The 24,788-nt window shown below is 54.1% G+C and carries 22 protein-coding genes and 1 riboswitch; of the genes, 8 read left to right on the top strand and 14 right to left on the bottom strand.

Features of this window, described 5'->3' with window-relative positions; all coding sequences use genetic code 11:
- Window positions 1-179: 179 nt before the first annotated feature.
- Together UF64_RS19495 and UF64_RS19490 are read right to left on the bottom strand one after the other, a co-directional pair.
- Entirely contained in the window at window positions 180-1,445 is a 1,266-nt protein-coding gene (locus tag UF64_RS19495; RefSeq protein ID WP_044830312.1) for a hypothetical protein, read from the bottom strand.
- Between the two features lie 147 nt (window positions 1,446-1,592).
- On the bottom strand, window positions 1,593-2,552 hold the full coding sequence (locus UF64_RS19490) for a helix-turn-helix transcriptional regulator (RefSeq protein ID WP_044830239.1): 960 nt from the start codon (window positions 2,550-2,552) through the stop codon (window positions 1,593-1,595).
- 222 nt (window positions 2,553-2,774) lie between these two features.
- On the opposite strand from UF64_RS19490, the gene UF64_RS19485 reads away from it, so the two are divergent.
- The 3 genes from UF64_RS19485 to UF64_RS19475 are packed head-to-tail and all read left to right on the top strand — an operon-like array spanning window position 2,775 to window position 4,633.
- Window positions 2,775-3,251, top strand: a complete 477-nt coding sequence (locus UF64_RS19485; RefSeq protein WP_044830238.1) for a low molecular weight protein-tyrosine-phosphatase — start codon at window positions 2,775-2,777, stop codon at window positions 3,249-3,251.
- A gap of 25 nt (window positions 3,252-3,276) precedes the next feature.
- The gene (locus UF64_RS19480) at window positions 3,277-4,137 is read left to right on the top strand and encodes a fructosamine kinase family protein (RefSeq protein ID WP_052657717.1); all 861 of its coding nucleotides are present in this window, start codon (window positions 3,277-3,279) and stop codon (window positions 4,135-4,137) included.
- A 46-nt stretch (window positions 4,138-4,183) separates the two neighbouring features.
- The gene (locus UF64_RS19475) at window positions 4,184-4,633 is read left to right on the top strand and encodes a cytochrome c (RefSeq protein WP_152630737.1); all 450 of its coding nucleotides are present in this window, start codon (window positions 4,184-4,186) and stop codon (window positions 4,631-4,633) included.
- Window positions 4,634-4,726: 93 nt separating this feature from the next.
- Here the strand turns inward: UF64_RS19475 and folE are convergent, their stop codons facing one another.
- From folE to metZ, 3 genes are all read right to left on the bottom strand, one after another.
- On the bottom strand, window positions 4,727-5,317 hold the full coding sequence (folE, locus tag UF64_RS19470; protein ID WP_008889129.1) for a GTP cyclohydrolase I FolE: 591 nt from the start codon (window positions 5,315-5,317) through the stop codon (window positions 4,727-4,729).
- 89 nt (window positions 5,318-5,406) lie between these two features.
- Window positions 5,407-5,799 carry a Co2+/Mg2+ efflux protein ApaG gene (apaG, locus tag UF64_RS19465; RefSeq protein WP_044830237.1) on the bottom strand — a complete coding sequence of 131 codons (393 nt, stop codon included), beginning with the start codon at window positions 5,797-5,799 and terminating at the stop codon, window positions 5,407-5,409.
- A 199-nt stretch (window positions 5,800-5,998) separates the two neighbouring features.
- Window positions 5,999-7,201: an O-succinylhomoserine sulfhydrylase gene (gene metZ / locus UF64_RS19460; RefSeq protein WP_044830236.1), complete on the bottom strand. Its 1,203-nt coding sequence runs from the start codon at window positions 7,199-7,201 to the stop codon at window positions 5,999-6,001.
- Between the two features lie 76 nt (window positions 7,202-7,277).
- A riboswitch (SAM riboswitch) is annotated at window positions 7,278-7,352 on the bottom strand.
- 226 nt (window positions 7,353-7,578) lie between these two features.
- Here metZ and UF64_RS19455 point away from each other — a divergent pair.
- The 3 genes from UF64_RS19455 (at window position 7,579) to UF64_RS19445 (ending at window position 11,366) form a co-directional block, all read left to right on the top strand.
- Complete coding sequence (locus tag UF64_RS19455; protein ID WP_052657715.1) at window positions 7,579-8,373, top strand: TVP38/TMEM64 family protein; 795 nt, start codon at window positions 7,579-7,581, stop codon at window positions 8,371-8,373.
- Window positions 8,366-9,793, top strand: coding sequence for an NAD(P)/FAD-dependent oxidoreductase (locus UF64_RS19450; protein WP_044830235.1), 1,428 nt, complete (start codon window positions 8,366-8,368; stop codon window positions 9,791-9,793). The genes UF64_RS19455 and UF64_RS19450 overlap by 8 nt, the downstream gene beginning before the upstream one ends.
- A 79-nt stretch (window positions 9,794-9,872) precedes the next feature.
- On the top strand, window positions 9,873-11,366 hold the full coding sequence (locus UF64_RS19445) for a PAS domain-containing sensor histidine kinase (RefSeq protein ID WP_044830234.1): 1,494 nt from the start codon (window positions 9,873-9,875) through the stop codon (window positions 11,364-11,366).
- Window positions 11,367-11,742: 376 nt separating this feature from the next.
- Here UF64_RS19445 and UF64_RS19440 read toward each other — a convergent pair whose 3' ends face one another.
- From UF64_RS19440 to UF64_RS19425, 4 genes are all read right to left on the bottom strand, one after another.
- Complete coding sequence (locus UF64_RS19440; RefSeq protein ID WP_044830233.1) at window positions 11,743-12,351, bottom strand: DNA-3-methyladenine glycosylase I; 609 nt, start codon at window positions 12,349-12,351, stop codon at window positions 11,743-11,745.
- A gap of 3 nt (window positions 12,352-12,354) precedes the next feature.
- A complete protein-coding gene (locus tag UF64_RS19435) occupies window positions 12,355-12,642 on the bottom strand; it encodes a YciI family protein (protein ID WP_044830232.1) in 288 nt (95 codons plus the stop codon).
- Window positions 12,643-12,645: 3 nt separating this feature from the next.
- A complete protein-coding gene (locus UF64_RS19430; RefSeq protein ID WP_044830231.1) occupies window positions 12,646-13,242 on the bottom strand; it encodes a TetR/AcrR family transcriptional regulator in 597 nt (198 codons plus the stop codon).
- 156 nt (window positions 13,243-13,398) lie between these two features.
- The gene (locus UF64_RS19425; RefSeq protein WP_052657714.1) at window positions 13,399-14,847 is read right to left on the bottom strand and encodes a TrkH family potassium uptake protein; all 1,449 of its coding nucleotides are present in this window, start codon (window positions 14,845-14,847) and stop codon (window positions 13,399-13,401) included.
- A 542-nt stretch (window positions 14,848-15,389) separates the two neighbouring features.
- Between UF64_RS19425 and UF64_RS19420 the strand changes: the two genes are divergently transcribed.
- Window positions 15,390-16,826, top strand: a complete 1,437-nt coding sequence (locus tag UF64_RS19420) for a sensor domain-containing diguanylate cyclase (RefSeq protein WP_044830230.1) — start codon at window positions 15,390-15,392, stop codon at window positions 16,824-16,826.
- 90 nt (window positions 16,827-16,916) lie between these two features.
- Here the strand turns inward: UF64_RS19420 and UF64_RS19415 are convergent, their stop codons facing one another.
- The 3 genes from UF64_RS19415 to UF64_RS19405 form a co-directional block, all read right to left on the bottom strand.
- On the bottom strand, window positions 16,917-17,924 hold the full coding sequence (locus UF64_RS19415; protein ID WP_044830229.1) for an aspartate-semialdehyde dehydrogenase: 1,008 nt from the start codon (window positions 17,922-17,924) through the stop codon (window positions 16,917-16,919).
- Between the two features lie 328 nt (window positions 17,925-18,252).
- Window positions 18,253-18,441: a DUF3012 domain-containing protein gene (locus tag UF64_RS19410; protein ID WP_044830228.1), complete on the bottom strand. Its 189-nt coding sequence runs from the start codon at window positions 18,439-18,441 to the stop codon at window positions 18,253-18,255.
- 136 nt (window positions 18,442-18,577) lie between these two features.
- The gene (locus tag UF64_RS19405) at window positions 18,578-20,035 is read right to left on the bottom strand and encodes a TrkH family potassium uptake protein (protein WP_235285169.1); all 1,458 of its coding nucleotides are present in this window, start codon (window positions 20,033-20,035) and stop codon (window positions 18,578-18,580) included.
- A gap of 210 nt (window positions 20,036-20,245) precedes the next feature.
- Between UF64_RS19405 and UF64_RS19400 the strand changes: the two genes are divergently transcribed.
- The gene (locus tag UF64_RS19400) at window positions 20,246-20,959 is read left to right on the top strand and encodes a thermonuclease family protein (protein WP_044830307.1); all 714 of its coding nucleotides are present in this window, start codon (window positions 20,246-20,248) and stop codon (window positions 20,957-20,959) included.
- On the opposite strand, the gene UF64_RS19395 is transcribed toward UF64_RS19400, so the two are convergent.
- Window positions 20,942-22,324 carry a PepSY domain-containing protein gene (locus tag UF64_RS19395; protein WP_044830226.1) on the bottom strand — a complete coding sequence of 461 codons (1,383 nt, stop codon included), beginning with the start codon at window positions 22,322-22,324 and terminating at the stop codon, window positions 20,942-20,944. The two genes, UF64_RS19400 and UF64_RS19395, sit on opposite strands and share 18 nt — an antisense overlap.
- Window positions 22,324-24,741, bottom strand: coding sequence for a TonB-dependent receptor (locus UF64_RS19390; protein WP_052657713.1), 2,418 nt, complete (start codon window positions 24,739-24,741; stop codon window positions 22,324-22,326). The genes UF64_RS19395 and UF64_RS19390 overlap by 1 nt, the downstream gene beginning before the upstream one ends.
- Window positions 24,742-24,788: the final 47 nt, after the last annotated feature.

The following is a 24,788-nucleotide window of genomic DNA, read 5'->3' as shown; positions in this document are numbered from 1 at the left end:
TACGGACGTAAAAGTCCAAGGCCGCATCAACACCTCACGGATCCGGGAGCCTGCGTATACGCAGGCTCCCAAGTGAAAAGAGGCACGAACATCATAGCAAATGTTCGTGCCTCTCAATGTATAAGGCGCCGTTGGGGGAACCGCACGGCGCTTTTTCTTTGACGGTAAAGATTGCCCGATCAGGAACGCGCGGCATCAAATTGACGGCGCGGCATCAGAAGATCGCAGAACGGCAGAACCAGCGTATCAAACGCCGATGCCGCACGCGGGGCGTCAATCCGGATGATGTGCTGTTCGATGTCGCGCTGGGTGGCGAATTCGCCAAGCGGGGCCAGTTCCGGCAGGGCATCGACCATGGTTGCATAAAAGGCAACCTGATCATCGCGCACGGTTCCGGCGGCAAGATTGCCCAGATGATTATAAAGCGCCATGGCAAGGAACCAACGGCAATAGGGCATCAGACCTTGCAAAATCTCGCTCCGCTGTTGCGGCTGAACATATTGCTGCAGGTCGCTATCAAGCCAGACGGCATTTTGCACCCCGGCAACAAAGGCATTGCGAAGGGCCGGATATTCATCGCTAAAGAACACACTCGTCAGCCAGGATGACAGATCATCAAGGGCTGCCCGGCGTGATGCCGGTGTGCTGTCATTTGCAAAATCAAGCGCGGGCATCGGCGGCTTGCCCGACATGGCAAGGCTTGCCACCGCCGGATCAAGAAGCGCATTTGCCAGCCACGCTTGATGCCAGATTTTCATCGGCCGGAAATAGGGCTCCTTTTCAGACCCACCGGCCTCGATCCAGCTTTCAATCAGGTGCGCACGCCCCAAGGCGATACCAAGACGCAGGGCATCTTCAAACCCCATGCCGTTTCGCAGAAACGGATCGCCCAGCATGTCTTCAAGCAGCGGCAACATGGCAGCGACATTGTCAGACCGAAGACCTGCCCCCAGCGGCTGATAGAAGGATGCGCCATCGCTATGGCCCAGAATAGCGCGCGCATGTTTGGCAAAGTCACCCCAGAAAACAAGCTTCACCGGCTCTGCCCGTTTGCGCCAAAGCGGTCGGGTCATGTGCCAGTCTTCGCATTCGAAATTGGCCATCGGCAGGGCATCGACCAATCGGGCAAGCGGCTTGGCCACCGCCATTTCCAGATCATCTTCCGATCCGACATGCCCGATCGACAGGCGCCAACCCGGTTCTTCATGCGGATGACGATCTAGCCACAACATGGCAAAACCGTTTGAATTGGCGCGGGTCCCCGCAGGCGCGACCAGATCAAAAAACAGCGACAGGGCCGCCGGGACTTCCGGCACGGAATGATCGGTCAGGGCATCCCCCACCGTCCATGTTTTGACCATCACATCATCGGCATCCGGGCGATTATGAAAACGCGGCGGCAAAAAGCCGGAATACTCGTTTGCAGGTTGGATGGAATCGGTCATGGCAGCCTCTTGGATGCGAAGGGGGCACGATGATTGCTGACTTCGTGCATCGCGCTGCTGATACCCAAGGAAACCAAGCAGGTCAATCATGTGCCGATCAGTCTGTGCCTTCAGAAAGCAATGAGCTTTCGAAAGACTGGGAGCGCCTCAGGCCCGGGTCAGACCGGCATGCCCAATGCTGGCCTCGCGATAGACAGAGGGCGGCATGGCAAGCAAGCGTCTGAAATCACGCGAAAAATGCGCATTGTCGGTAAAGCCGCACCAAAAGCCGATCTCGCCGACTGACAGGTTGGTGCCATACAGTAACCGACAGGCTTCACGCACACGCACCAGACGAAGCAAGTCGGAAAACCGGCTGTTGGCCTGTTGCAAGCGGCGCTGCAAGGTGCGCCCGGATGTATCAAGTGCGGCCGCAACCTCGTCAATTGTCCAGCTGCGCCCAACGTCATGTTCCAACACGGTACAAAGCTGTTGCACGATAGGCCGCTGCGCCCCGATCGACGGCGCGGTTCCCGGCATATTGGCCATAAACGGATATGAAGACGAAACCTGTTCGAAACTGCCCCAGTTGATGCGGAAACGTAATCCGCGTCCAGCAAAGGTCAGCTTGTCACTAATCCGCCCCTTGCGCATGACGCGCACTGCCGGGCCATGGCTTGGCAGGATGGTCGCATCAATATCCTCGGCCCCGGCCGCTTCAAGCAAGCCGATCAAGAACCCCAGCAACAAAAGATTTTCCACCCGCGCCGGTGGTTGGCCCCGTACAACACCGCGATGGATCGTCATGGATTTTCCGGTGACAGAAAAGTCGCTGCGCGCGCGGGCATGAGAATAGCCCTCCAACCGGCGCCAGCGATCCGCAATGACCGACGGGGTTGCCGAATGGCGCAGCATGGTCAGGATCGGTTCCTGTTCCTTGGCAGCAAGGTAACGCCCAAGGCGCACAAGCACGGCCGGACCATTAATCTCTTCAAGGGCGAGCATGATGCTGCGCAACTTTGCAGAGGTCACAACCGTCCCGGCCGGAACAAGGTCATACCCCCGCGGCAACCACGCCAATTGCCGGATCAGGGCAACATGCAAACCGAAAGAAACAAATTCCTGCATCAAAACGCGCCAAGACAATAAAGATTGGCGCGATCATACAAACTAATGACCGACCTGTCAGCGCAGGATCCAAAATGTCACGAAGCTGTTACATAAACCGCGTTTTTTAGCACAATCGTCAATAGCGCAGCCTTTTGACCCTGACAGGCCATTGCCCGACCAATGCGACCATGTCACTGTAAAACCGTCTTTTGCGCCCTTCCATCAATACGGATTGATAACGTGATCAAGGTTCTGTTCGTCTGTACCGGTAATATCTGTCGTTCGCCCACCGCCGATGGTGTTTTTCGCAAACTGGTGCACGATGCCAGGCTCGAGGATCACATTAGCGTCGATAGTTGTGGTCTGTCGGCCTATCACGTTGGTGAACTGCCCGACCCGCGATCACGCGAAATGGCCAAAAGCCGCGGCATCGACCTAACCGACATTCGATCGCGCAAAATCCGCCCGGATGACTATCACGAATTTGACTATGTGCTGGCAATGGATGACGGGCATTTTCACGATATGCGCCGTCAGGCACCAGCCAGCCATCATGACCGGATCGAGATGTTTCTTGATTATCATCCGACCATGGCCGGCCAAAGTGTGCCCGATCCCTACTATGGTGGGGCGAACGGCTTTGTGGATGTATTTGACATGATCGAGGAAGCCTCAAGCAGCCTGCTTTCTCACATCCGCGAAAAACACGGGATCTAGATCCAAGCCAAAACCGGGATTCGCCATGAATAAAAGCGCGCTGGCAGATTTGATCAAACGCCACACCGGGGCAGGCTTGAAATCCGTCACACCGCTTTCTGGTGGATGCGTTGCCAATGTGATGCGCGCCGACCTTGATGACGGACGGCAATTGGTGATCAAGCAGGGCACCGCACAGGATGCAGGCCTGTTGGTCGAGGCCGAAATGCTGCGCTATTTCAAATCCCATTCACCGATAAACTGCCCCGAAGTCATCCATGCCGATGCGACCTGTCTGGTGATGAGCTTCATTGCCAATGACAATCGTATGAGCACGCAAGTGCAGCTCGACCTGGCCGAACAGCTTGCCGCCCAGCATCAGGTCACATCCGATACCTTCGGACTTGGGTTTGACACCCTGATTGGCGGTCTGCATCAACCCAACACACAGGAAACAAGCTGGATCACCTTTTTTGCCGAACACCGGCTGCGTCATATGGCGGAATGCGCCCGCAATGAAGGCAAACTTCCCGGTAGTATTGTCGCACGGCTGGATCGGCTGATTGACCGGCTGCCGGAGTATTTACCAACGGAAAGCAGCCCGTCACTCCTGCATGGTGATCTGTGGGGTGGCAATATCCTGTGCCATTCAGGCAAGTTGGCGGGCTTGATCGACCCGGCGATCTATTATGGTGATCGGGAGATCGAGCTAGCCTTTGGCACCCTATTTGGCGATCTCAGTCCGGAATTTTTCGCGCGATATAGTGAAATCTTGCCGATTGCTCCCGGCTTCTTTGAAGAACGCCGTGATTTGTATAACCTTTACCCGCTATTGGTTCATGTTCGCCTGTTTGGCGGGCACTATGTCAGTGCTGTGAACCAGATCCTTGCCCGCTTTAGCCCTTAAACGTCATAATTTCCCGCAACACGAAAATCTAAAAAGGAAGAGAGATTTGAAAGTTCTAGCAGGTGCCGCGATCGCACTTTCCATGACCGTCAGCATTGCTGCCATCGCCCATGAAGGCGCGACCGGCGTCGTCAAGGAACGCATGGACGGCATGAAGGCCATCGGCCAGCAGGTCAAGATCATGGTGCCGATGTTGAAGGGTGCACTGCCCTATGACCCGGCGCAGGTTGCAAAATCGGCCGCGATCATTGAAAGCCATTCGGGTGAGACATTTACCGCCCTTTTCCCGGAAGGCAGCAATGAAAAACCATCCGAAGCGCTTTCAGATATCTGGGATGACTGGTCGAAATTCACCGATCTTGCCAATGAACTGAACAGCACTGCCGGGAACCTCAAAACCGTTGCTGAAAACAATGGCTCGGAAGACGAGTTCAAAGCAGCCCTTGGCCAGATGATGCGCACCTGCAAAGCCTGCCACAGCGATTTCAAGGAATAACGCGCACTGCAATTTTGCGCGCGGCGGACATGGAAAGGCCGCAGCATTTATCGTGCTGCGGCCTTTTGTGTTCTCGGATCATAAGCGCTTGGCTTAGCGGCCAATCATCGCAAAGAATTCGCGGCGCGTGATCGGGTCATCGCGGAATGCACCCAGCATCCGGCTGGTGACCATGGAAACGCCGGTCTTGTGCACACCGCGCGTGCTCATGCACTGGTGATTGGCATCAATCACCACCGCGACACCAAGCGGATCGAGTTCTTCCTGGATGGTGTTGGCGACCTGTGCCGTCATCTTTTCCTGAATCTGCAGACGTTTGGCATACACCTCGACAACGCGGGCCAGCTTGGAGATCCCCACAACACGGCGGCGCGGCAGATAGGCGACATGCGCGACCCCGATGATCGGCACCATGTGATGTTCGCAATAGGATTCGACGCGAATGTCGCGCAGAACGACCATTTCGTCATAGCCGTCGGTTTCTTCGAACGTCCGGCGCAGAATTTCAGCTGGGTCCTGCTGATAACCGGCAAAGAATTCGCCATAAGAGCGCGCCACACGATCAGGGGTTCCGCGCAATCCTTCGCGGTCGGGATCATCCCCGGCCCAACGCAGAAGTGTCCGGACCGCTTCTTCTGCTTCTTCGCGTGTCGGACGCTTCACCGGGTTATGTTCGCTGCACATACCAAATCCTTTTTTCATATTCCGCAGGATTAACGCCTGCCTTGGTGGGGCTCCTGACCCGCTTTAACTGATACTGTTGGCTGATCGGATCAGTTCACAGTGTGTTGCCCATGCGGACTGTCGAGCGAAAAGGCCGGAACCGCAATATCAAAATGATTGCCGTCCATATCCGTCATCTCGAAAGTCCCGACCATGAAGCCACTTGGCGTGGTCAATGGCGCGCCACTTGTGTAATTGAAACTTTCACCGCACGCCAGAACAGGCTGTTCGCCAACGACACCCGGACCTTTGACTTCCTGGGTTTCGCCGCGCGAATCCGTAATCCGCCAATGACGGTTCAACAACTGAACGGTTTTCGATCCGAGATTTTCGATCTCGATGCGATAGGCCCAAACATAACGATGGGTTTCCGGATCTGATTCGTCCTCGAGGAACATCGGATTTACCGACACCTTGATATCGTGGGTTACGGTCGAATACATGCATGTCTCCGGGCCAAGTGTGTTCCAGTCAATTTTGCATCAGCCAAGAATGCGATAGATGGACCTTTATGTAGACAATCCGTCCCGAAACTACCAGTCGCCAGTCAAAACAAACCAGCATGGCGTTCGGGGTAGATACGAAAGGGCCCGCACGATGTACGGGCCGGATCGATGTCAGGATTACTGTTTTTCCAAGCTTTTAAACAGCAAGGGCCGCCAACAGATCTTCCTTCAGGTCATCAATGTCTTCCAGACCGACAGATAGACGCAGCATGCCCTCGGTAATGCCCATCGCAATCTTGTCCTCACCCGGCACGCGCTGGTGCGTCGTGGTCCAGGGGTGGGTCGCCAGACTTTTGGCATCGCCAAGGTTGTTGGAAATATCAATCAGCTTGAGGTTATCAAGCAGCGAGAAGGCTGCTTTCTTGCCCCCGGCAAGCTCGATTGCGATCAATCCACCACCCCGGCCAGACATCTGGCGCATTGCCAATTCGTGCTGCGGGTGACTTTTCAGTCCCGGATACAGAACGCGCGAAACCTGCGGCTGTTCCGACAGGAATTCGGCGAGCGCTGTGGCATTGCGGATATGTTGATCGACACGCAGGCTAAGGGTTTCAAGGCCCTTGAGCAGCACCCAGGCGTTAAACGGGCTCATGCTGGGCCCGGTATGACGCAGGAAGGTGGTCAGATGTTCGTCGTGCCATTCCTTGTCATTAAACAGGATCGCGCCGCCAAGGCAGCGGCCTTGACCATCAATATGCTTGGTCGCGGAATAGACAACGATATCCGCACCCAGTTCCATCGGCTTTTGCAGGATCGGCGTGGCAAAGACGTTATCAACTATAACCTTGGCACCAGCCTTGTGCGCCAGTTCGGAAATGAAGGCGATATCAAGAACCTCAAGCGTCGGGTTCGACGGGGTTTCAAGGAAAACCGCATCAGCAGGTTTGGAAAGTGCCTTTTCCCAAGCAGCCTTGTCCGTGCCATCGACCAGTTCGGTTTCAACGCCAAAACGCGGCAGAAGCGTGGTGAGGATAAATTCGCATGACCCGAACAGGGCGCGTGATCCGACCACACGGCCACCGGCCTTGGTGCTTGCTGCCAGTGCATTCCAGACAGCAGACATGCCCGATGCCGTCGCGCGGCAATATTGTGCGCCCTCAATCAGGGCAAGGCGCTCTTCGAACATGCCGACGGTCGGGTTGGCAAAACGGGAATAGACATAACGTTCCGGGCCGCTGCCATCAAAGGAGGCCTCTGCCTCGGCGGCGGTGTCATACACATAGCCGGAATTCATAAAGATGGCTTCGGAAGTTTCGCAAAAGCCGCTGCGCGCTGTGCCGCCACGTACGGAACGGGTCGCCGCGCGCCAGTTATCGGAAGCATTTTTTTCGGTCGTCATCGTCTTGCTCCTACATGCCCGGAATATGGTGTGATCCGGACACAAAAAAACCCTGACCGGCATGAATGGGTCAGGGCCGAAGCCAAGCTACCCCTCTTTAGCGATTTTTTACGTGGCCGCAAGCCGGTCGACAAATCCCACGATTGGCAGACGATACGTCCAGTTTTCCCCTACGTCAAGCGCCACTCCCTCAGGATTTTTGCGCATATCCGGCTCCGATATCGCGTCACGTCGGACAAATTCCCCTCACGCAATGGTGAAGGCAGTTCATGAGCAAGTTTTGAATTTTCTCTCTAATGTTGGATCAAATGATGCGATCCTGTTTTGAAGGGTTTGCTCATCACACCAAATGAACGACCTGCAAGAGCCTGAAATAAATGACCAAAACCAGTTCAATGGCGTCACACTTGTCCGACCAAAAACCAGATATCCAAGCGGAAATCAAAGGCGCGTCAAAGCCGCTCTGGCGGAAGCTTTTACCTGTCGCGGTGCTGATTGTCGGGCTTGTCATTGCCTGGGCCAGCGGCGCTCTGGATTTGCTGTCATTTGATACGCTGCGTGAAAACCGCGACCTGTTGCAGGATTTTGTTGCCGATAACCCGGTTTCAAGCGTGCTGTTTTTCATGGGGCTTTATGTTGTTTCGGTTGCCCTGTCGCTGCCGATCGGCTCGATCCTGACCATCACCGGTGGTTTTTTGTTCGGATCATTCCTTGCGACAAGCTACATCGTGATCGGTGCAACCCTTGGCGCAACAATTGTGTATCTGGCTGCACGCTATGCGTTTTATGACCTGATGCGCGCCAAGGCGGGCAACGCCGTCCGCAAAATGGAAGAAGGTTTTGCCGAAAACGCCTTCAGCTATCTGATGGTTTTGCGCCTGATCCCGATTTTCCCGTTCTGGCTCGTCAATCTTGTGCCAGCCCTTCTTGGGGTCAAATTGCGCTCCTTTGTTTTGGGCACCATGATCGGCATCATTCCGGGCACCTTTGTTTATGCCTCTATTGGCGATGGGCTTGGTGCCCTGTTTGATCAGGGCAAGACGCCCGATCTTGGCATCATCTTTGAACCACGTATTCTGACCCCGATCATCGGATTGGCCGTTCTGGCCCTTCTGCCGGTGGCTTATAAGAAACTGCGCCAAAGCAAAAGCGGGGCGGACAAACATGAATAAGATCATCAATACCGATATCTGCGTGATTGGCGCAGGCTCCGGTGGCCTGTCTGTCGCCGCTGGTGCTGTCCAGATGGGGGCAAAGGTTGTCCTGATCGAAAAGGGCAAAATGGGTGGTGATTGCCTTAATACCGGTTGCGTTCCGTCGAAGGCACTTTTGGCGGCTGCCCATGCGGCCGAGAATGCACGACAGGCTTCGCGCTTTGGTGTTTTGACCGGATCGGTCGATGTCGATTTTGGCCGGGCAATCGACCATGTTCATTCCGTGATCGCGGACATCGCCCCGCATGACTCGGTCGAACGGTTCGAGGAACTCGGCTGCACCGTCATTCAGGCCGAAGCACGCTTTATCGGCCCGGGCGAGGTCACTGCAGGGGATAGCACGATCAAGGCCAAGCGCTTTGTCATCGCCACCGGTTCACGCGCCGCCATTCCGCCGATCCCCGGTCTTGAAAGTGTTTGCTATTTCACCAACGAAACCATTTTCGAAAACCGCGTCCGCCCCGAACATCTGATCATCATCGGTGGCGGTCCGATTGGTTTGGAAATGGCACAGGCCCATCATCAACTGGGTGCGAAAGTCACCGTGATTGAAATGGGTACAATCCTGCCCAAGGATGATCCAGATCTGGTGGCGGTTGTCCGTGATCGCATCAAGGCAGATGGCATCAGCCTGTATGAAGGCGCCAAAACCAAGGAAATCCTTAATGTGAATGATCAGATCAGGGTCGTGATCGAACATCAGGGCATCGAGATCACCCTTGAAGGCAGCCACCTTTTGCTGGCAACCGGGCGCAAACCCAATGTCGAAAACCTTGGCCTGTCAGATGCCGGAATTGATCACAGCGAACGTGGCATTTCCGTTGATGCGCGTCTGCGCACATCAAACCGCAAGGTTTTTGCGATTGGTGACGTCACCGGCGGGCTGCAATTTACCCATATGGCCGGATATGACGCCGGGATCGTGATCCGCAACGCACTTTTCCGCCTTCCGGCCAAGGTCGATCACAGCGGTGTGCCATGGGTGACTTACACCAATCCGGAACTTGCCCAAGTCGGCCTGACGGAAACGGTCGCGCGTGAAAAGTTTGGCGATGATATCCGCGTTGTAACCTGGGATTACGCCGAAAATGATCGTGCCCGTGCAGAAGCCGACACCGAAGGCTTTATCAAGGTCATCACCACGCCAAAGGGCAAGATACTGGGTGCCGCCATTGTCGGCAGGCAGGCGGGCGAGCTGATTGGCGTCTGGTCGCTTGCCATCAGCAAGAAAATGAAAATCGGCGCCATTGCCGGGATGATTGCGCCCTATCCGACCCTTGGTGAACTGTCCAAACGCGTTGCCGGGGCCTGGTATACACCCAGCCTGTTTAGCGAAAAAACGCGCAAGCTGGTGCGCTTCCTGCTTAAGTTCGGATGACCGGCTTTCCTGGTTCGCATATAAAAACAAGCATCTGTATTGCTGTACTTTTTTCGGCTTCTCGGCCTAACATCATCTCATGAATAACCGGCATCTGAAATTGCCCCCGTGGGCCAAGTCACTTTCCGCGCGCCTTCTGGTGCTGACGGTAAGCTTTGTGATGCTTGCAGAGGTGTTTGTTTTTGCCCCCTCTGTCGCGCGCTTTCGAATTGACTGGCTGAAGGCACATCTTGATTCAGGCTACCTTGCGGCCCTTGCCCTTGAAGCCACCCCGGATCAAATGATCCCCGATGATCTTGAGCGTGAGCTTCTTTCGAATGCCGGGATCGAGGCCGTTATTCTGCGCCGTGAAGATCGCAAACTGCTGCTTCAACGCGATGACATGCCAGCCAAGGTCGATAAGGATGTCCAACTGACAGACTTTTCGATTCCGATGGCGTTGATGGAAGGGCTATCAACCCTGACCCAGACCAAAAACCGGGTGCTGCGGGTTGTCGGCATGCCATCCATGGCACCGGATTTCGAGATCGAGGTCCTTGTCCATGAAGACCGTTTGATTGAAGCCATGCGTAATTTCGGCTGGCGGGTTTTTGGCCTGTCGCTGATGATTTCGTTCTTTACCGCTGGCCTCGTCTATTTCGCACTCAACCGGTTGCTGGTCCGACCGATGCGGATCCTGACCCATGACATGATCCGTTTTCGCGAAGACCCGCAGGATAAATCATCGCTGATTGATCCGGGCGAACGTGACGATGAAATTGGCGTCGCGCGACAGGAACTCGCCATGATGCAGCAAGATATTCAGGCGATGCTTAATCAGCGCCGCCGCCTTGCCGCCCTTGGCACAGCCGCCACCAAGATCAGCCATGATCTGCGCAATGCACTGGCGACCTCGATGCTGATGACCGAACAGCTTGCCAGAAGCCAGGATGACGAAGTCCGTGCTGTTGTGCCGAGGCTGTTATCATCGATGGAACGCGCAGTTTACATCAGTGAACAAACCCTGTCCTTTGCGCGCGAAACCCCGCCACCACGTGATCTTGCGACCTTTACCTTGATTGAACTGATCGAAGAAATCCGCGATCAGATTTTGCTGCATAAATGCGAGCAGCTTCTTGATAGCGCCATGGATGACTCAGACAAGGATGATGAACCCTGCCCGACCCGCATAGACATCGACCTTCCCGAAGATGTCATGCTGGAAGCCGATTACGACATGCTGTTTCGCGCCTTTAGCAACCTGATGCGCAACCCGATCGAAGCCGGGGCCACGGTCGTCACCATTACCCACAACATTCAGGCTGAACCTGAAAACGGTACGGAAGGCCGCACCGAATCGGGCAAAACCCGCAGTTTCATTGACGTGATCATTACCGATAACGGTCCGGGATTGCCAGAAAAGGCAATCAAAAACCTGTTCGTGCCGTTTGCAGGCAGTGGGCGCGAAGGCGGCACCGGGCTTGGTCTTGCCATCGCGCGCGAGCTGATCAGCACCCATAACGGCGAACTTCGCCTCACTGCAACAGGACCGGATGGTGCTGTTTTCACAGTTACATTGCCGATCAGCAGCTGATTGCTGCGGCATTGCACCACCGCAGCGCACCTAATTCATAGATTTTTCCTATCGAATTTTATTTGATATTCGATTTTATCTTTCGAACGGCATTTGCCACCTTGGGTTATGGCGATGCCGGGCCTGATCCCGATCCCCGATCCGCTCCTGACCCAAGGTTCGGTGTCGCCACCCGAATTAAAGCTGTTTCGTATTGATCTCTAAGCCTCCCGATCCCCTGTTGCACCCTCCCCCTTGGTTGGCACCTCAAGCGATACGGAACGACCGAGACCCTATAATCCTTGCCGGATTATCATCAGGGGATCTGCACCGGTCCCCGCCCTCAAGACCCCTTGTCCCAATACTGGGCAAGGGGTGTTTTTTTTATGGTTTTGCGTTAAACCGGGCGCGTCATTGATAGACGCATGTCTTCAATCTGTTGACGTAAAAAACAACCTTGCGCGTGATCATTGATCAGGCCCATTGCCTGCATGAAGGCAAACACCGTCGTCGGTCCGACAAACTTCCAACCCCGTTTCTTAAGGTCCTTGGAAAGCGCAACGGAGGTCGGCGATGTTGACATCGATTGTGGCGGGTCTACTTCATCTGGTTTCGGCTCGAAGCGCCAGAAATATGCGGCAAGTGACCCTTCCTGCGCGACCATCTCGCGGGCCCGCTTGGCATTATTAATGGATGCTTCGATCTTGCCGCGATGACGGATGATCCCGGCATCCCCAAGCAAGCGTTCAAAATCCGCATCATCAAATTGCGCGACCTTGTAAAAGTCAAAACCGGCAAAGGCTTTGCGGAAATTTTCGCGTTTACTCAAAATCGTGCGCCAGCTTAAGCCCGACTGAAAACCTTCAAGGCAGATTTTCTCAAACAGACGGATGTCATCGGTAACCGGAAATCCCCATTCCGTGTCGTGATACGTATTGAATTCCGGTGCTGCATCACACCACGCGCACCGACATTTTCCATCCGTTCCGATTGTTGTTTTGCTCATGGGTCAGGCCATCAGGAAATTAAGGCGTTCATCGGCACGCGCGGGCGAGATTTCATGAATTTCAGATGTCACGATACCCTCGACAACAAACGGGTCATCATTCACACGCGCTTCAATCGCATCTCGTGACACACCATGCGCCAGAACGGCACCGCCCATATTGGGTTGCAGGCTCCCGACCATCAGAAACACGCCATCATCAAAACCTTGCTTGATCCATGCCTTATGCGCGCCCATGAATTCCGGGGCTTTTTGGCGATTTTCGGCAAACTTCAAAAAGATCGTAAACATTCCCTACTCCCTGATTGAGTTGTTGGTGGTGGTAAGGCCTGCAATCTGATCATCAAGCCAGGCACACATCAGATCGACCTCGTGATGCAGGAAACCATCATCGTCAAACGCATTGGCAAGGATCGCAACACCTTGGCTTCGGCCAAGGATATGCATCGCCAATTCGTCCGATCTATCGCCAAAGCCCAGACGGTCGAACTGCCGACGTAGCCAACTGCGAAACAGGGTAAACAGTGCCGCCGCATCGCTTTTCGCAGCATGATTCAGTTTCGCCAGTTCTGAGGACAAGGTGCCCACCGGGCAGCCGAATTTCCGGATCTTCTCGCCATTCACGATCAGAATATGAATGAAACTGCGAATACGCTCAGCCGGGTCTGAACCGGTTACTTCCCAGCGATCAAGCATCTGCTCGGTATTGGCAAGGCGCCGGTTAATCACGCTATCAAGGATGTCATCCTTGGTCTTGAAGTGGTGATAGAAATTGCCACGCGATATGCCAACGGCGCTGGCAATATCGGCAAACGATGTGGCTTCGAACCCGTGCTGATAAAACAGCAGGTCCGCCGCCTCGATAATTCGATCCCGTGTTTCTAATGCCATTTCTCGATCTATCACCCGATTGAACCTGCATTAGGACAATCGTCCTATATCTAGGATTAGGTCATTTGTCCTAGATTGTCAATCACATGAAAAAGCACCTGCAAGCATCGCCTGCAGGTGCCTGAAAACTTAAGCGTTAACCGTTGTAGGTGTTGGTTAGTCCCGCCAGAAGGCCGGGAACAGCAAAACCAGAACCGTAAAGACTTCCAGACGGCCAATCAGCATGCCGATCGACATCAGCCATTTTGCCCCGTCCGGAAGGGTCGCAAAGTTGCCCGACGGGCCGACAATCGGGCCAAGGCCCGGCCCGACATTGGCAATCGCCGTTCCGGCACTTGAAACCGCCGTGATGAAATCAAGCCCCATCGCACCAAGGCCAGCAGCCAGCACGACAAAGCAGAAGACAAACAGGAAGAAGAAGCTCAGAACCGATTCCGTGACGTCTTCTGACAGCGGTTTACGGTTATAGTAGGCAATGAAAACGCCATGCGGGCGCAGCATGTGCGACAGCTGGATTTTGGCAATTTCATAAAGAACCTGCAGACGGAAGATCTTCACCCCGCAGGTCGTCGACCCCGCACAGCCACCAATAAACATGACAAAGAAGAACACCGTCACCGCAAACGGCCCCCAAAGGCCGTAATCGGTGGTGGCATAGCCCGTGCCGGTCATGACCGACATGATGTTAAATGACGTAAAGCGCAGCGCATAAAGGAAGCCAACACCATTGGTTTCCGAATGCCAGAAGGCCAGACCGACAATGATCGCAACCGCAATCGTGATAAACCAGCGCACCTGACTGTCCCGGAACAGGGCGCGTCCCTGCCCGCGCAGCATCTGCAGATACAAAATAAACGGCAATGCGCCAGTTGCCATGCCAAGGGTAATGATCACGTCAATTGCGGTACTGTCATAATGCCCGATCGAGGCGTCCTTGGTCGAAAAGCCACCGGTCGCAATCGTTGTCATCGCATGCGCAATCGCATCAAACGGCGTCATCCCCGCCGACCACAGCATGATCGCCCAAAGCCCGGTGAAGCTCAGATACAGCATCGCGATCCCCATCGCGATCTGGGTCGCACGCGGGAAGGCCTTGTCCGACTTGTCGGAGTTTTCCATACGGAACAGCTGCATACCACCAACGCGCAGCATCGGCATGACGGCAATCGCCATCACAATGATCCCGATCCCGCCAAGCCACTGCAACAAGGCCCGCCACAACAAGATCCCCTGCGGGGCATTATCAAGGCCGACAATCACGGTGGATCCGGTGGTGGAAATGCCTGACATCGCCTCAAAGAATGCGTCGGTATAGGACATATCAAGGTCTGAAAAAGCAAATGGCAGGGCTGAAGCCGCAGTCAGAACCAACCAGCTCAGTGTCGTCAGGATAAAGGCCTGGCGCGAGTTGATCTTCAGGTTGTCCATGCGGTTCATCATGATCAGTGCCCCGCCGACAAACAGCGACACAGAGGACGCTGCCGAGAACACGATCCAGTCGCTTTGCCCGTAATACAAATCAACCAGAGCCGGGATGAACATGCCAACCGACAACGTACAGAGCAAAATGCCGACGATGAAAAGAATGGGACGGAAATCGATCAATGAAGCGCCTCTTGGCACATATACCGCGCAATCCCCCCGGACAAACGGCATATGGTGCGTCTGATATTCTGTTCTGGGAGGCACTGCATACCCGAAAAATCGGTCAACATGTACCCCATTCATCAAAAGCAGCGAAATTCTTGGCACATGACGCCACAATGTCCAGTCCTTTTCGGCTGTTACGCGCTTGATCACGCCCTTAAAACCGGCGATTTAGCTTCCTGAAGGACCGATTTTCATAGAAAACGACCTGACTTCGCCCCGATTTGAACGCCACTTGTTGCACCGCCCCACACCAAGGCTGCTTTGGAGGCTGCACAGGAATTCCCCTGATTTCCGATGACTGTAAGGCGGGTCAGAAAGCTTCCAGATTGCGCCCCGGTTTGGATTGGTTCGCAAGCGCCTCCCCGGCCCCGACAAACCTGCCGGCAATTGATTTTGTGTCGTGCAACATGACGCAGTTTCCCCTAGATTAGGGCGGATCAAAACGATGTATCCAATCATCGAATGCCACCTTTTGACTGTCTTTTGGGGAGCTTCCCGTGCGGGGAAAGAAACTATACTTCGCGATTGTTCTGTGCGTTCTGCTTGCGGTCGGGTTCCTGACCACGAGTTTTGTCAGCTTCTATGTCGCCCGGGATTCGCTTGAAGAACAAATCTCCGAAAGCACGCTGCCGCTTACCAGTGACAATATCTATTCCGAAATCCAGCGCGATCTTCTGCAGCCGATCTTCATTTCCTCGCTAATGGCCCATGACACGTTCTTCCGTGACTGGGCGCTTTCCGGCGAAAAAGATCAGGAACAGATCACCAAATATCTCAGCGAAATCCAGTCGCGCTACGATACGATTACGTCCTATTTCATCTCGGAAGAAACGCGCAATTACTATCACCCGACAGGGGTGATCAAGCAGGTGCACGAAGATGATCCCGCCGATGGCTGGTATTTCCGCGCCCGCGACAGCAAGCAGCCCTATGAAATCAATATCGACCACGACACGGTCGATCGGTCGCGCCTGTCGATTTTCGTCAATTATCAGGTGCGTGATTATGACGGCAACGTTATCGGGATTACCGGTGTCGGCCTTGCGGTGAGTTCCGTCACCAACCTGATCGAAACCTATCAGGCGCGATATGGCCGCACGATCTATTTCATCGATACCGAAGGCCACGTTACCCTTCGCGGCAGTGGCTTTGGCGATGCGCATAGCCTGCAGGAACGTCCGGGCATGCGCAATCAGGCGACCAAGATCCTGACCTCGCCGGGTGCCTCGATCAGCTATGAGGAAGGTGGGCATACCTACTTCGTCAACAGCCGTCTGGTGCCAGAATTCGGCTGGCTTCTGATTGTCGAACAAAGCGACTATTCATCTGACGAACGCCTGCAAAACACGCTGTTTATCAATATCGCGATTTCACTTCTGATAACTGTGGTGGTCGGGCTGGTTGCCTTCCTGACCGTGCGTAATTATCAGAAACGCCTCGAAGAGCTGGCATCACGAGACAAGCTGACTGGCACCTTTAACCGCCAGGTCTTTGACATGCTCTTTGCTCAGGCAGCGCAGAACGCCAAGCGTCAGAAAACATCCCTGTCGGTCATGTGCTTTGATATTGATGGCTTCAAGGAAATCAATGATGGCTATGGCCATCCGGGCGGGGATGCCGCCCTTCGCGAAGTTCTGACCATGATCCGCCAGAATGTTCAGGATGCAGACGTGATCTGCCGCTGGGGCGGGGACGAGTTTGTCATCCTGTTCCCCGGAAAGGATCGCAAGGAAGCCCTGACCAAGGCGCGCGATCTTGCCGATGATGTGCGCAATGCCCCGGTCCGCTTTGGCCGCGATCATATCCCGGTCACGATCAGCGCCGGCGTCACGGAATATCGTGACGGCGAAGACCTCGATACCCTGATGGCACGCGTTGATAACGCGCTTTATACCGCCAAGGCATCCGGACGCGATCATATCTCGCTGTCCTGATCGCGCTAATCAGACAGCAACAGATACAAAAACACCCCCGGCAGAATGCTCTGCCGGGGGTGTTTTCTTTTAATTCGCAAAGCAGCGCGATCAGTCGGCGATTGATGCCTCGGCGATCTGAACGGCGTTAAGTGCTGCACCTTTGAGCAACTGGTCACCAGCAACAAACAGTTCCAGACCATGATCACCAAAGATCAGGTTGGTACGGATGCGGCCAACTTCGACGTCATACTGTTCGGTCGCGGTCAGCGGCATCGGGTATTTGTTGTTTGCCGGATCATCGACAAGTTTGACACCCTTGGCCTTTGCCAGAACTTCACGTGCGGCGTCCGGGGTAACAACCTTTTCGGTTTCAACCACGATGGCCTCGGAATGGGTACGCTCGGTCGGGATACGAACCGCGGTGCACGATACCGGAAGATCCGGCGCGCCAAAGATCTTGCGCGTCTCCCAGGTCACTTTCATTTCTTCACGGGTATAACCGTTGTCCTGGAAGCTATCGATATGCGGGATCACGTTAAAGGCCAGCGGGGATGAGAACACCTCTGCCGGGACCGGCTTGCCTGCAAGACCGGCAGCTAGACCTTCGCGCAATTCGTTCATACCCGGCTGACCGGCACCCGATGCAGCCTGATAGGTCGAAACGATCACTTTCTTCAGGCCAAAGGCCTGATGCAGCGGCCAAAGTGCGACTGCGGCGATTGCCGTGGTGCAGTTCGGGTTCGCGATCAGTTTTGCCGTCTTGGCAAGGTCGCCATTGATTTCCGGCACGATCAGCGGAACATCGTCATTCAGGCGGAACGCCGAGGAGTTATCAATCACAAGCGCGCCTTCGGCGATCTTGGGTGCATATTCCTTGGCGAAATCACCGGAAACAGCAAGGAAGACAATGTCGCACTGCTTGGCTTCTTCAACAGAAAACAGCGCGACGGTCTTAGTGCCGAACTTAGTCTCCACGGTCTTGCCCGCTGAACGCTCGGAAGCGAACAGGGTGAGTTCACCCACAGGGAACTTGCGATCAAACATTACGTTGATCAGCTCGACGCCAACCGCACCGGTTGCGCCGATCACACCGACATGGAGATTTTCGGCACTCATAATAGTTGTCTAACCTCGCAAAAAAATTGTTGTCATATTCGACTGCCGCGATCATTCGCGGGCCGCGCATTATAGGGATTAATCAGGGCAACGCAAATCTACCTTGGTGCATTGCAAGCATGCGCAGCTTTGTTGTGGTTCGAACGCACCAGACAACGGATTGTTCCACGCTGTTTTTCAACGGCTTGATATGAAAAATCCGCCCTTCGACTGAACCACCGCCAAGCAGATGTCAAAGGGCGGATTTAGCCGCCATAAAGACGACATATCCAGACTATGAAAAAGAATCGACCGACCGCATCCAAAAGCGATCAGGCAATAACGCCAATTACATCAGGCAATGTTTGGCGAAATCGGCCGCTTCGTTTGCGGTCCAGTCACCTTTCGGCTTTTCCTTAAGGTCATTACACCATTCGTCACTCCCCACCTCGGGCGAGCAGGCCGAAACGGCACCCATCAGGAAAAGGACGGCAACGGCCCCGACAGTTTTGGTCGCGATTTTCTTTTGCAGTTTCATGTCCGTGTCCAATGTTTGTTTCTTCGTTTTTAGCGCTACGAACTTATCGTCTGCGCGAAAATGACGCAAAGAAAACCCACGGTCTGTGGCAACCGTCACAACCGGGACAAGACAACACTGAATTTGAAAGGAAAGATCAGTCGCGCCAGAAGGACGGCATCAAAAGCACCAGGAGTGTCTCGAACTCCAACCGACCCAAAACCATCGCAACATCAAGGATCCATTTCGCGGAATCCGGCAGCGACTGGAAATTGCCCGCAGGCCCGATGATGTTGCCAAGCCCCGGCCCGACATTGGCAAGCGATGTCGCCGCCGCACTCATCGAGGTAATCAGATCAAGCCCCGTCAGACCCAGTGCAATCGTCACCGCGATATAGCTGATGGTCAGAAGGAAAACATAGACCGTGACGGCGTTATAGATGTCAGACGTAATTTCATGACGATCGATGCGACTGACCACCACGGCTGACGGGCTGCGCAGCCGCATGAAATGGGTGCGAAGCCCGGTAAACACGACATACAGGCGAAACATCTTGAACCCGCCCGATGTCGACCCCGAACAGCCGCCAATAAGTGTCGCAAAGAAAAACAGCATGACCGCCGCCGGGCCCCACAACAGATAATCGCCTGACGCAAAGCCGGTCGTCGTGATGACAGAAACAAGGTTAAACGCCGCCATAGTCAGCGACCGGATGATGCTGTCATCGGAAATCTGCACCAGCCGCACGGTCAGCAAAAGCGTAAAGCCCGCAATGATCAGGCAGAACAGTCTGATCTGCTGATTGCCAATCACGGCCTTGATCGCGCGCTTGCGCAGGAACACCGCATAGGCCGTAAACGGCAAGCCGCCAATAAACATGAACAGGATGGCAATCCAGTGCAGCGACAGGCTGGTGTCAAACTTGGCAAAGGACAGATCCGATGTCGCATAGCCCCCGGTCGACAGCGTCGTCATGCCGTAATTGATGGCATCAAACCACCGCATGCCGAAAATCCGATACAGCACGATGCAGACGAGGGTCAGAACCGTATAGATCAGAACAATCTGCAGGCACATGTCGCGCATACGACCGCTGAGTTTCTCCGACCGGTCGGAACTTTCCATCTGGAAAAGCTGCATGCCGCCAACCCGCATCATCGGCAACAAGGCAAGGGCCGTCACAATAATCCCGATCCCGCCAAGCCATTGCATGATCGACCGCCAGATCAGCAAGCCCGGCGGCAAATGATCAAGCCCCGACAGGATCGTCGATCCGGTCGTTGTCAGGCCCGAAACGGTTTCAAAAACCGCATCGCAGAAACTGATTTCAAGGGATGAATACCAAAGCGGCAAGGACCCTGTCAGGCTGATCGCAATCCACGACACCACGGTCAGAACATACCCCTGCCGTGCCGTCACCCGCGGCCCGATATCGGATCGACAGGCAAGACACGCCATACCGCCAAGCCCGATTGTCGTGATCGAGGCCTGCGCAAAAATTTTCCAGTCCGGATTGCCGTAATAAAGATCAACAGCAGACGGCACCATCATCGATATACCGATGATAATGACCATCACCCCGACAACGAAAAAGATGGGTTGCAGACGGAACAAACAAGCTTCCCTGACAGCAAAGAATAAATCCGCTTGTAGCTCCAAATGCTCGTCAATGCATCCGGTTATTGTGCATGGCACCCGTGATGCCAATGCCACATCGGCACGCGGTCCCCGTGGAACGCGTCATCATTTTGCCGTTCTTTTTGCTTGTTCTTTTGCCATGACCGTAGTGTCATTCACCTATTCCTGCATTTCATTGAGGTCCGTGTGAAACGCGTTGCCCGCCTGATCATCCTTCTTGCCATCCCCGCGATCGTTGCCTTTGGCCTGCATTGGCACAGCAACCCTGTTCATGCCGCAGACAACGCGTCCGAGCTTTCTGATACGGATGGTCTCGTCGCCAAGGGGCGTGACGTGCATGTCATTGATGGCGACACCATCATGATTGCCGGACAGGTCGTTGATATTGCCGGCATGGATGCCCCCGAACTCGGGCAGCAATGCCTGCATAACGGCAGTTTCTGGGATTGCGGCATGTCGTCGGCCATGCAATTGCGCAAATATTTCGCCATGGCCCCGTTTGATGTCCATTGCTGGCCCGGCGATCAGGAACGCGCGGGCAAGACCGATGACTTCCCGGTCATGGAATGCGGCATTGGCGAACGCGATATAGCGGCCGCCATGATCAGCGACGGCGAAGCATTACCGGTTGCCGGCTATTCCCATCGGTATGATCGCCTGTCACGCGATGCGGATAATGCCGACATCGGCATCCATGGTGGCGATATGATTTCCCCAGTAGACTGGCGGGCGGGCAAACGCCTTGATGGTGAAACCGGACGCTGCCTGTTCATTGCCGATGGCAAGGGCAATTACCTCAGCACCCTTGATCCACGCTTCGCCGACCTCACCCAGACCAGCAGCAAAATCTGCAGCGACGAGGAAGCCCGCATGAAGGGTTACTCATACGCGGCTCCGTGACGCAACTTTCCGGGGTTCTCTAAACTTCTCGCGCCTGATTGAGAAGATACCTAACACCCAGAGTATCTCGATCATAAGCGTTACGACCGCCCATCCGACGATAAATACCGTCACCTCGCCTGGCAGTTCGGCCATCACATACTGGCCATCGATCTTGCCGCCAACACGATGCAAATACACCCAGACAATCGGCATGACCGAGACTGGAACAACCAAAGCAATACAGGCGGCAATATCGGCGTACGGCCATCTACCTTGTCTTTTGTTTCTTTGCTTCTTTACATAAAGCCAGGCACCAGACAGCGACAAGCCCGCCAAGAGAAGGCCGAAAATAAACCAGACAATCTTGCTACCAAGACCGGCGAATGACCCGAAATGCAAGATATCAGCCGTTTCGGACCACCGCCAATATGCATTCAGGTCTTCGGCATGTTGGTTGAATTCCACCGCACCGTTCATGGGGTTGATAAACAGTTTGTTCGCGCGATCACGAACCAGAAGATCGTCTGCTTGCCCGATAACATAAAAATACCCACCACGATCAGGCTGAATCGTTTTGATCTGCATATCAGGGCGCTCGACCTGGGCAATCGCCAACAGCTCACTTATGGCCAATGGCGCCTCCCCCGTCTTATCCGGGACGGGTAACTGTTGAACAGCTAGCGGGTAAGAATCGACGAGCGCAAATTTCTCATCGCCAAGTTTGTAGCGCGCTTCTTCAAATAAGTACCATGCACCGGTGAACGCCATAATCACAACGAACCATAGGCTCCATAGGCCGGAAAGTTTGTGCAGGCTGCTCCACAGGCTGATATTTGTTTTGCCCACACGCAGTTGAAAAAAGCGCCGCCACCAACGCTTGTAGAAATAAAATGCCGACAACATCGACAGAAACAGTGGAATGGCAAACAGACAGACAAGGAATTTTCCCACGCCATAAAGCCCGAAAAACGCTTCATGGAACTCGCGAAAAAATCTTTGAACCGTAAAGATGGACTGCCGTCCGGTTACCTCAATTGTCGTCGGATCCACATAGACAAAATATCGGGCCCCATTCGGTTCTTTGACCGTAAACCTTGCGGCTGAAACCTGGTTTGCGGGGGCCTCTGCAAGTTCGATTTTGGCATCCTGATACGTGCTTTTGACGACCGCAAACGCCGCAGAAAAATCGAAACTGCCGTCATGGCTGCTGGCACGGGATGCGGGCATCAAAAGCCAATCGATTTCCGATGACAAAGCGGCAAAAGCACCGCTCCAGCAAATAGAAAACAGCATCAGCCCCAGATACACACCAATCCAGCTGTGCCAGTCAAACCCGATCGGTTTGACTGGCAACTTCACTGGCACTTTCCAGCGCCGCAGCATCAAAATTCGACTCTGATGCTGCCAAAGACGGTCCGAGGGTTCCCGACACTGACGCGGAAGTTCCCGCCTGACGCTACGTAATAATCCTCGTCCGTGACGTTTTTGACCCCAAGGTCAAAGCGAACCCGCGACTCATTTCTAAGCGGCAGGTAATACCAGACCCCAAGATCATAGACGGTATAGCTACCCAGTTCGAACGTGTGGTTATTGTTGCCGTAACGATCACCGACATGGGTCAAACCGCCGCCAAAACCAAGGCCCTTTAAATCGCTGGCGGCATTCTGAAACTCGTAACTCGCCCAAAGGTTTGCCGTCATATCCGGGGTGTTGGCCGGGCGGTTGCCGTTGGTATCGTTATCACTGACAATTTCTGAACCAAGGAAACCAACGCTCCCGCGCAGGTTCAGCCCCTTCACCGGCGTCGCTGTAATCGAACTTTCGAAACCACGAGAACGGATGCCACCGGTCAGTTGCGGCGTACCATTCACTGACTCCACGACGTTTTCCTGCTCAATATCAAACAGCGCACCGGTTAACAGCAATCGGTCATTCCATCCTGACCACTTCGCTCCAATTTCATATTGACGCCCTTCTTCAGGCGCAAAGACAGAGATGACCCCTGCATTACCTGAATAAATGTTCTGTGACTGAAAAGTCTCCGCATAGGAGGCATACAGAGACAGGGAATCAACCGGTTTCCATAGAAGCCCTGCCGATTTCGTCAGTTTGCCATCCCGTTTAGGATCTGCACCAGACAATGCACCGCTAAGTTTGTCCTCCTGGCTCTTCTCGTTGTCATAAATCTCGTAGCGTGCACCAAGTGTCACTGTCACATCATCGGTGACATGAAAGTCACCTTGTGCATAAGGTCCATATGACAATTGTTCAATTTCGTTGTAGCTACGTGACGATGGATTGTTACTGTCATCGGTCAAGGTGAACGAGGACGGGTTCGAAACAGTCCCCCCTACCTGATTTGCACCGACAAAGTTGGTCCAGGTTTCATATTGATGGCGCACCTCCACCCCGGAAACCAGGTCAACCGGTCGCCAAAGATCCGCTTCACCACGAAGCTGCATCCGGCCGAATGCCGTGCTGAGTTCACGATCATCATTGCCCTGAACACGGCGGGTCAGAACGCCTGTGCTTGATACGTTGGTCACCTCGTTGCGAAGCTCGTCGACCTGCTCATAGGCATAGAACAGCTTGCTTTCGAGATACCATGCGTCATCAAAGACGGGGACAGAGTTATCAAGTTCCCAGATGTGTGTGGTCACATCACGGTTGTTCAGGTTCGCCTGATCAAATCGCGTATCAAGTGACACATCTGCGATTTCGCGACTGCTGCCGCTTCCGGGAACCGTAACCACACCACGGTCAACGGGGCGTTCATCATGGGTGTATTCATAACTGAAATCAACCAGTGAACCGCCATCGGACATCCATGATACAGAACTGTTCAAAAACTGCCGTTCAATGCTCGCATCACGGAAATTTTCGCTATCCTCTGCGGATGTCGTAATCCGGTAGGCAAGCGCATCATTCTGTCCGAGCGGTCCGGTCACATCGACGAGCGCCTGTTTCTGACCATGCTCATCAAAGTTCGTAACCGCATGCGCGCGCTGCTCGTATTCCGGCTTTTTGGTAATCACATTCACCAGCCCGCCTGGTGTCATCTGACCAATTTCTGCCACCGGTCCCTTTACAATCTGCACGTTTTCCACGGTGGAAGGGTTCATTCGACCATTGGTCTTAAGCCTTACACCGTTGCGATAAATGTCGTCACGGCGTCGGAAACCACGAATAAGAAAATCTTCTCGGCTGCCACCATAGCCATCCATATTCACAACGTTCGGCGACAACCGATAAACTTCTTCAAGTTCCTGCGCATGCTGATCAAGCAACAGCTGCTCGGGGATAACATCCACCGTGCGGGGAATATCTGTCACATCCTTGGGGATCATGGTGCCGGTTTCCGCATACCGACTATCGTATCGCGATTGGCGCGTACCAATAATCTCGATCGTGTCGAGCGTAACCTCGCCCTCGTCGCTATTGGCCAACTTTCGGCGCAATGTAATCGAATTTCCTGATGTGTAGCTGAAGTCGACATCGCTGCCACTAAGCAACGCATCAAGCGCCTCATCTGCGCTATATTCACCTGCCAGCGCAGGCGCATCATGTCCGTAAATCGACTGTTCCGTATAAAGAATCTGGATCCCGGTAACATCAGAGAATGCAGTTAAAGCCTGCGGCAATGGCTGCGCTGGAATATCAAATTGGAACAGTTTCTGGCTTTGTGTCTGCTGATTGGCGTCTTGTGCGAAGGCGCCTTGACCAAGCGCACTTTGAAAGGCCAGCAACGATACCCCGATCATCAATTGCCGCCCAAGTTTCATGTTTTTTATGCTGACCACGTCAGTCCCCCAAGTCTTCAAATATACACATGCGAATAGGTCGCATT

Source organism: Thalassospira sp. HJ, assembly GCF_000948415.1.
In the GTDB taxonomy this organism is placed as follows: domain Bacteria; phylum Pseudomonadota; class Alphaproteobacteria; order Rhodospirillales; family Thalassospiraceae; genus Thalassospira.
Note: the sequence above shows the minus strand (reverse complement) of the source record. Positions and strands in the feature narration are given on the sequence as shown.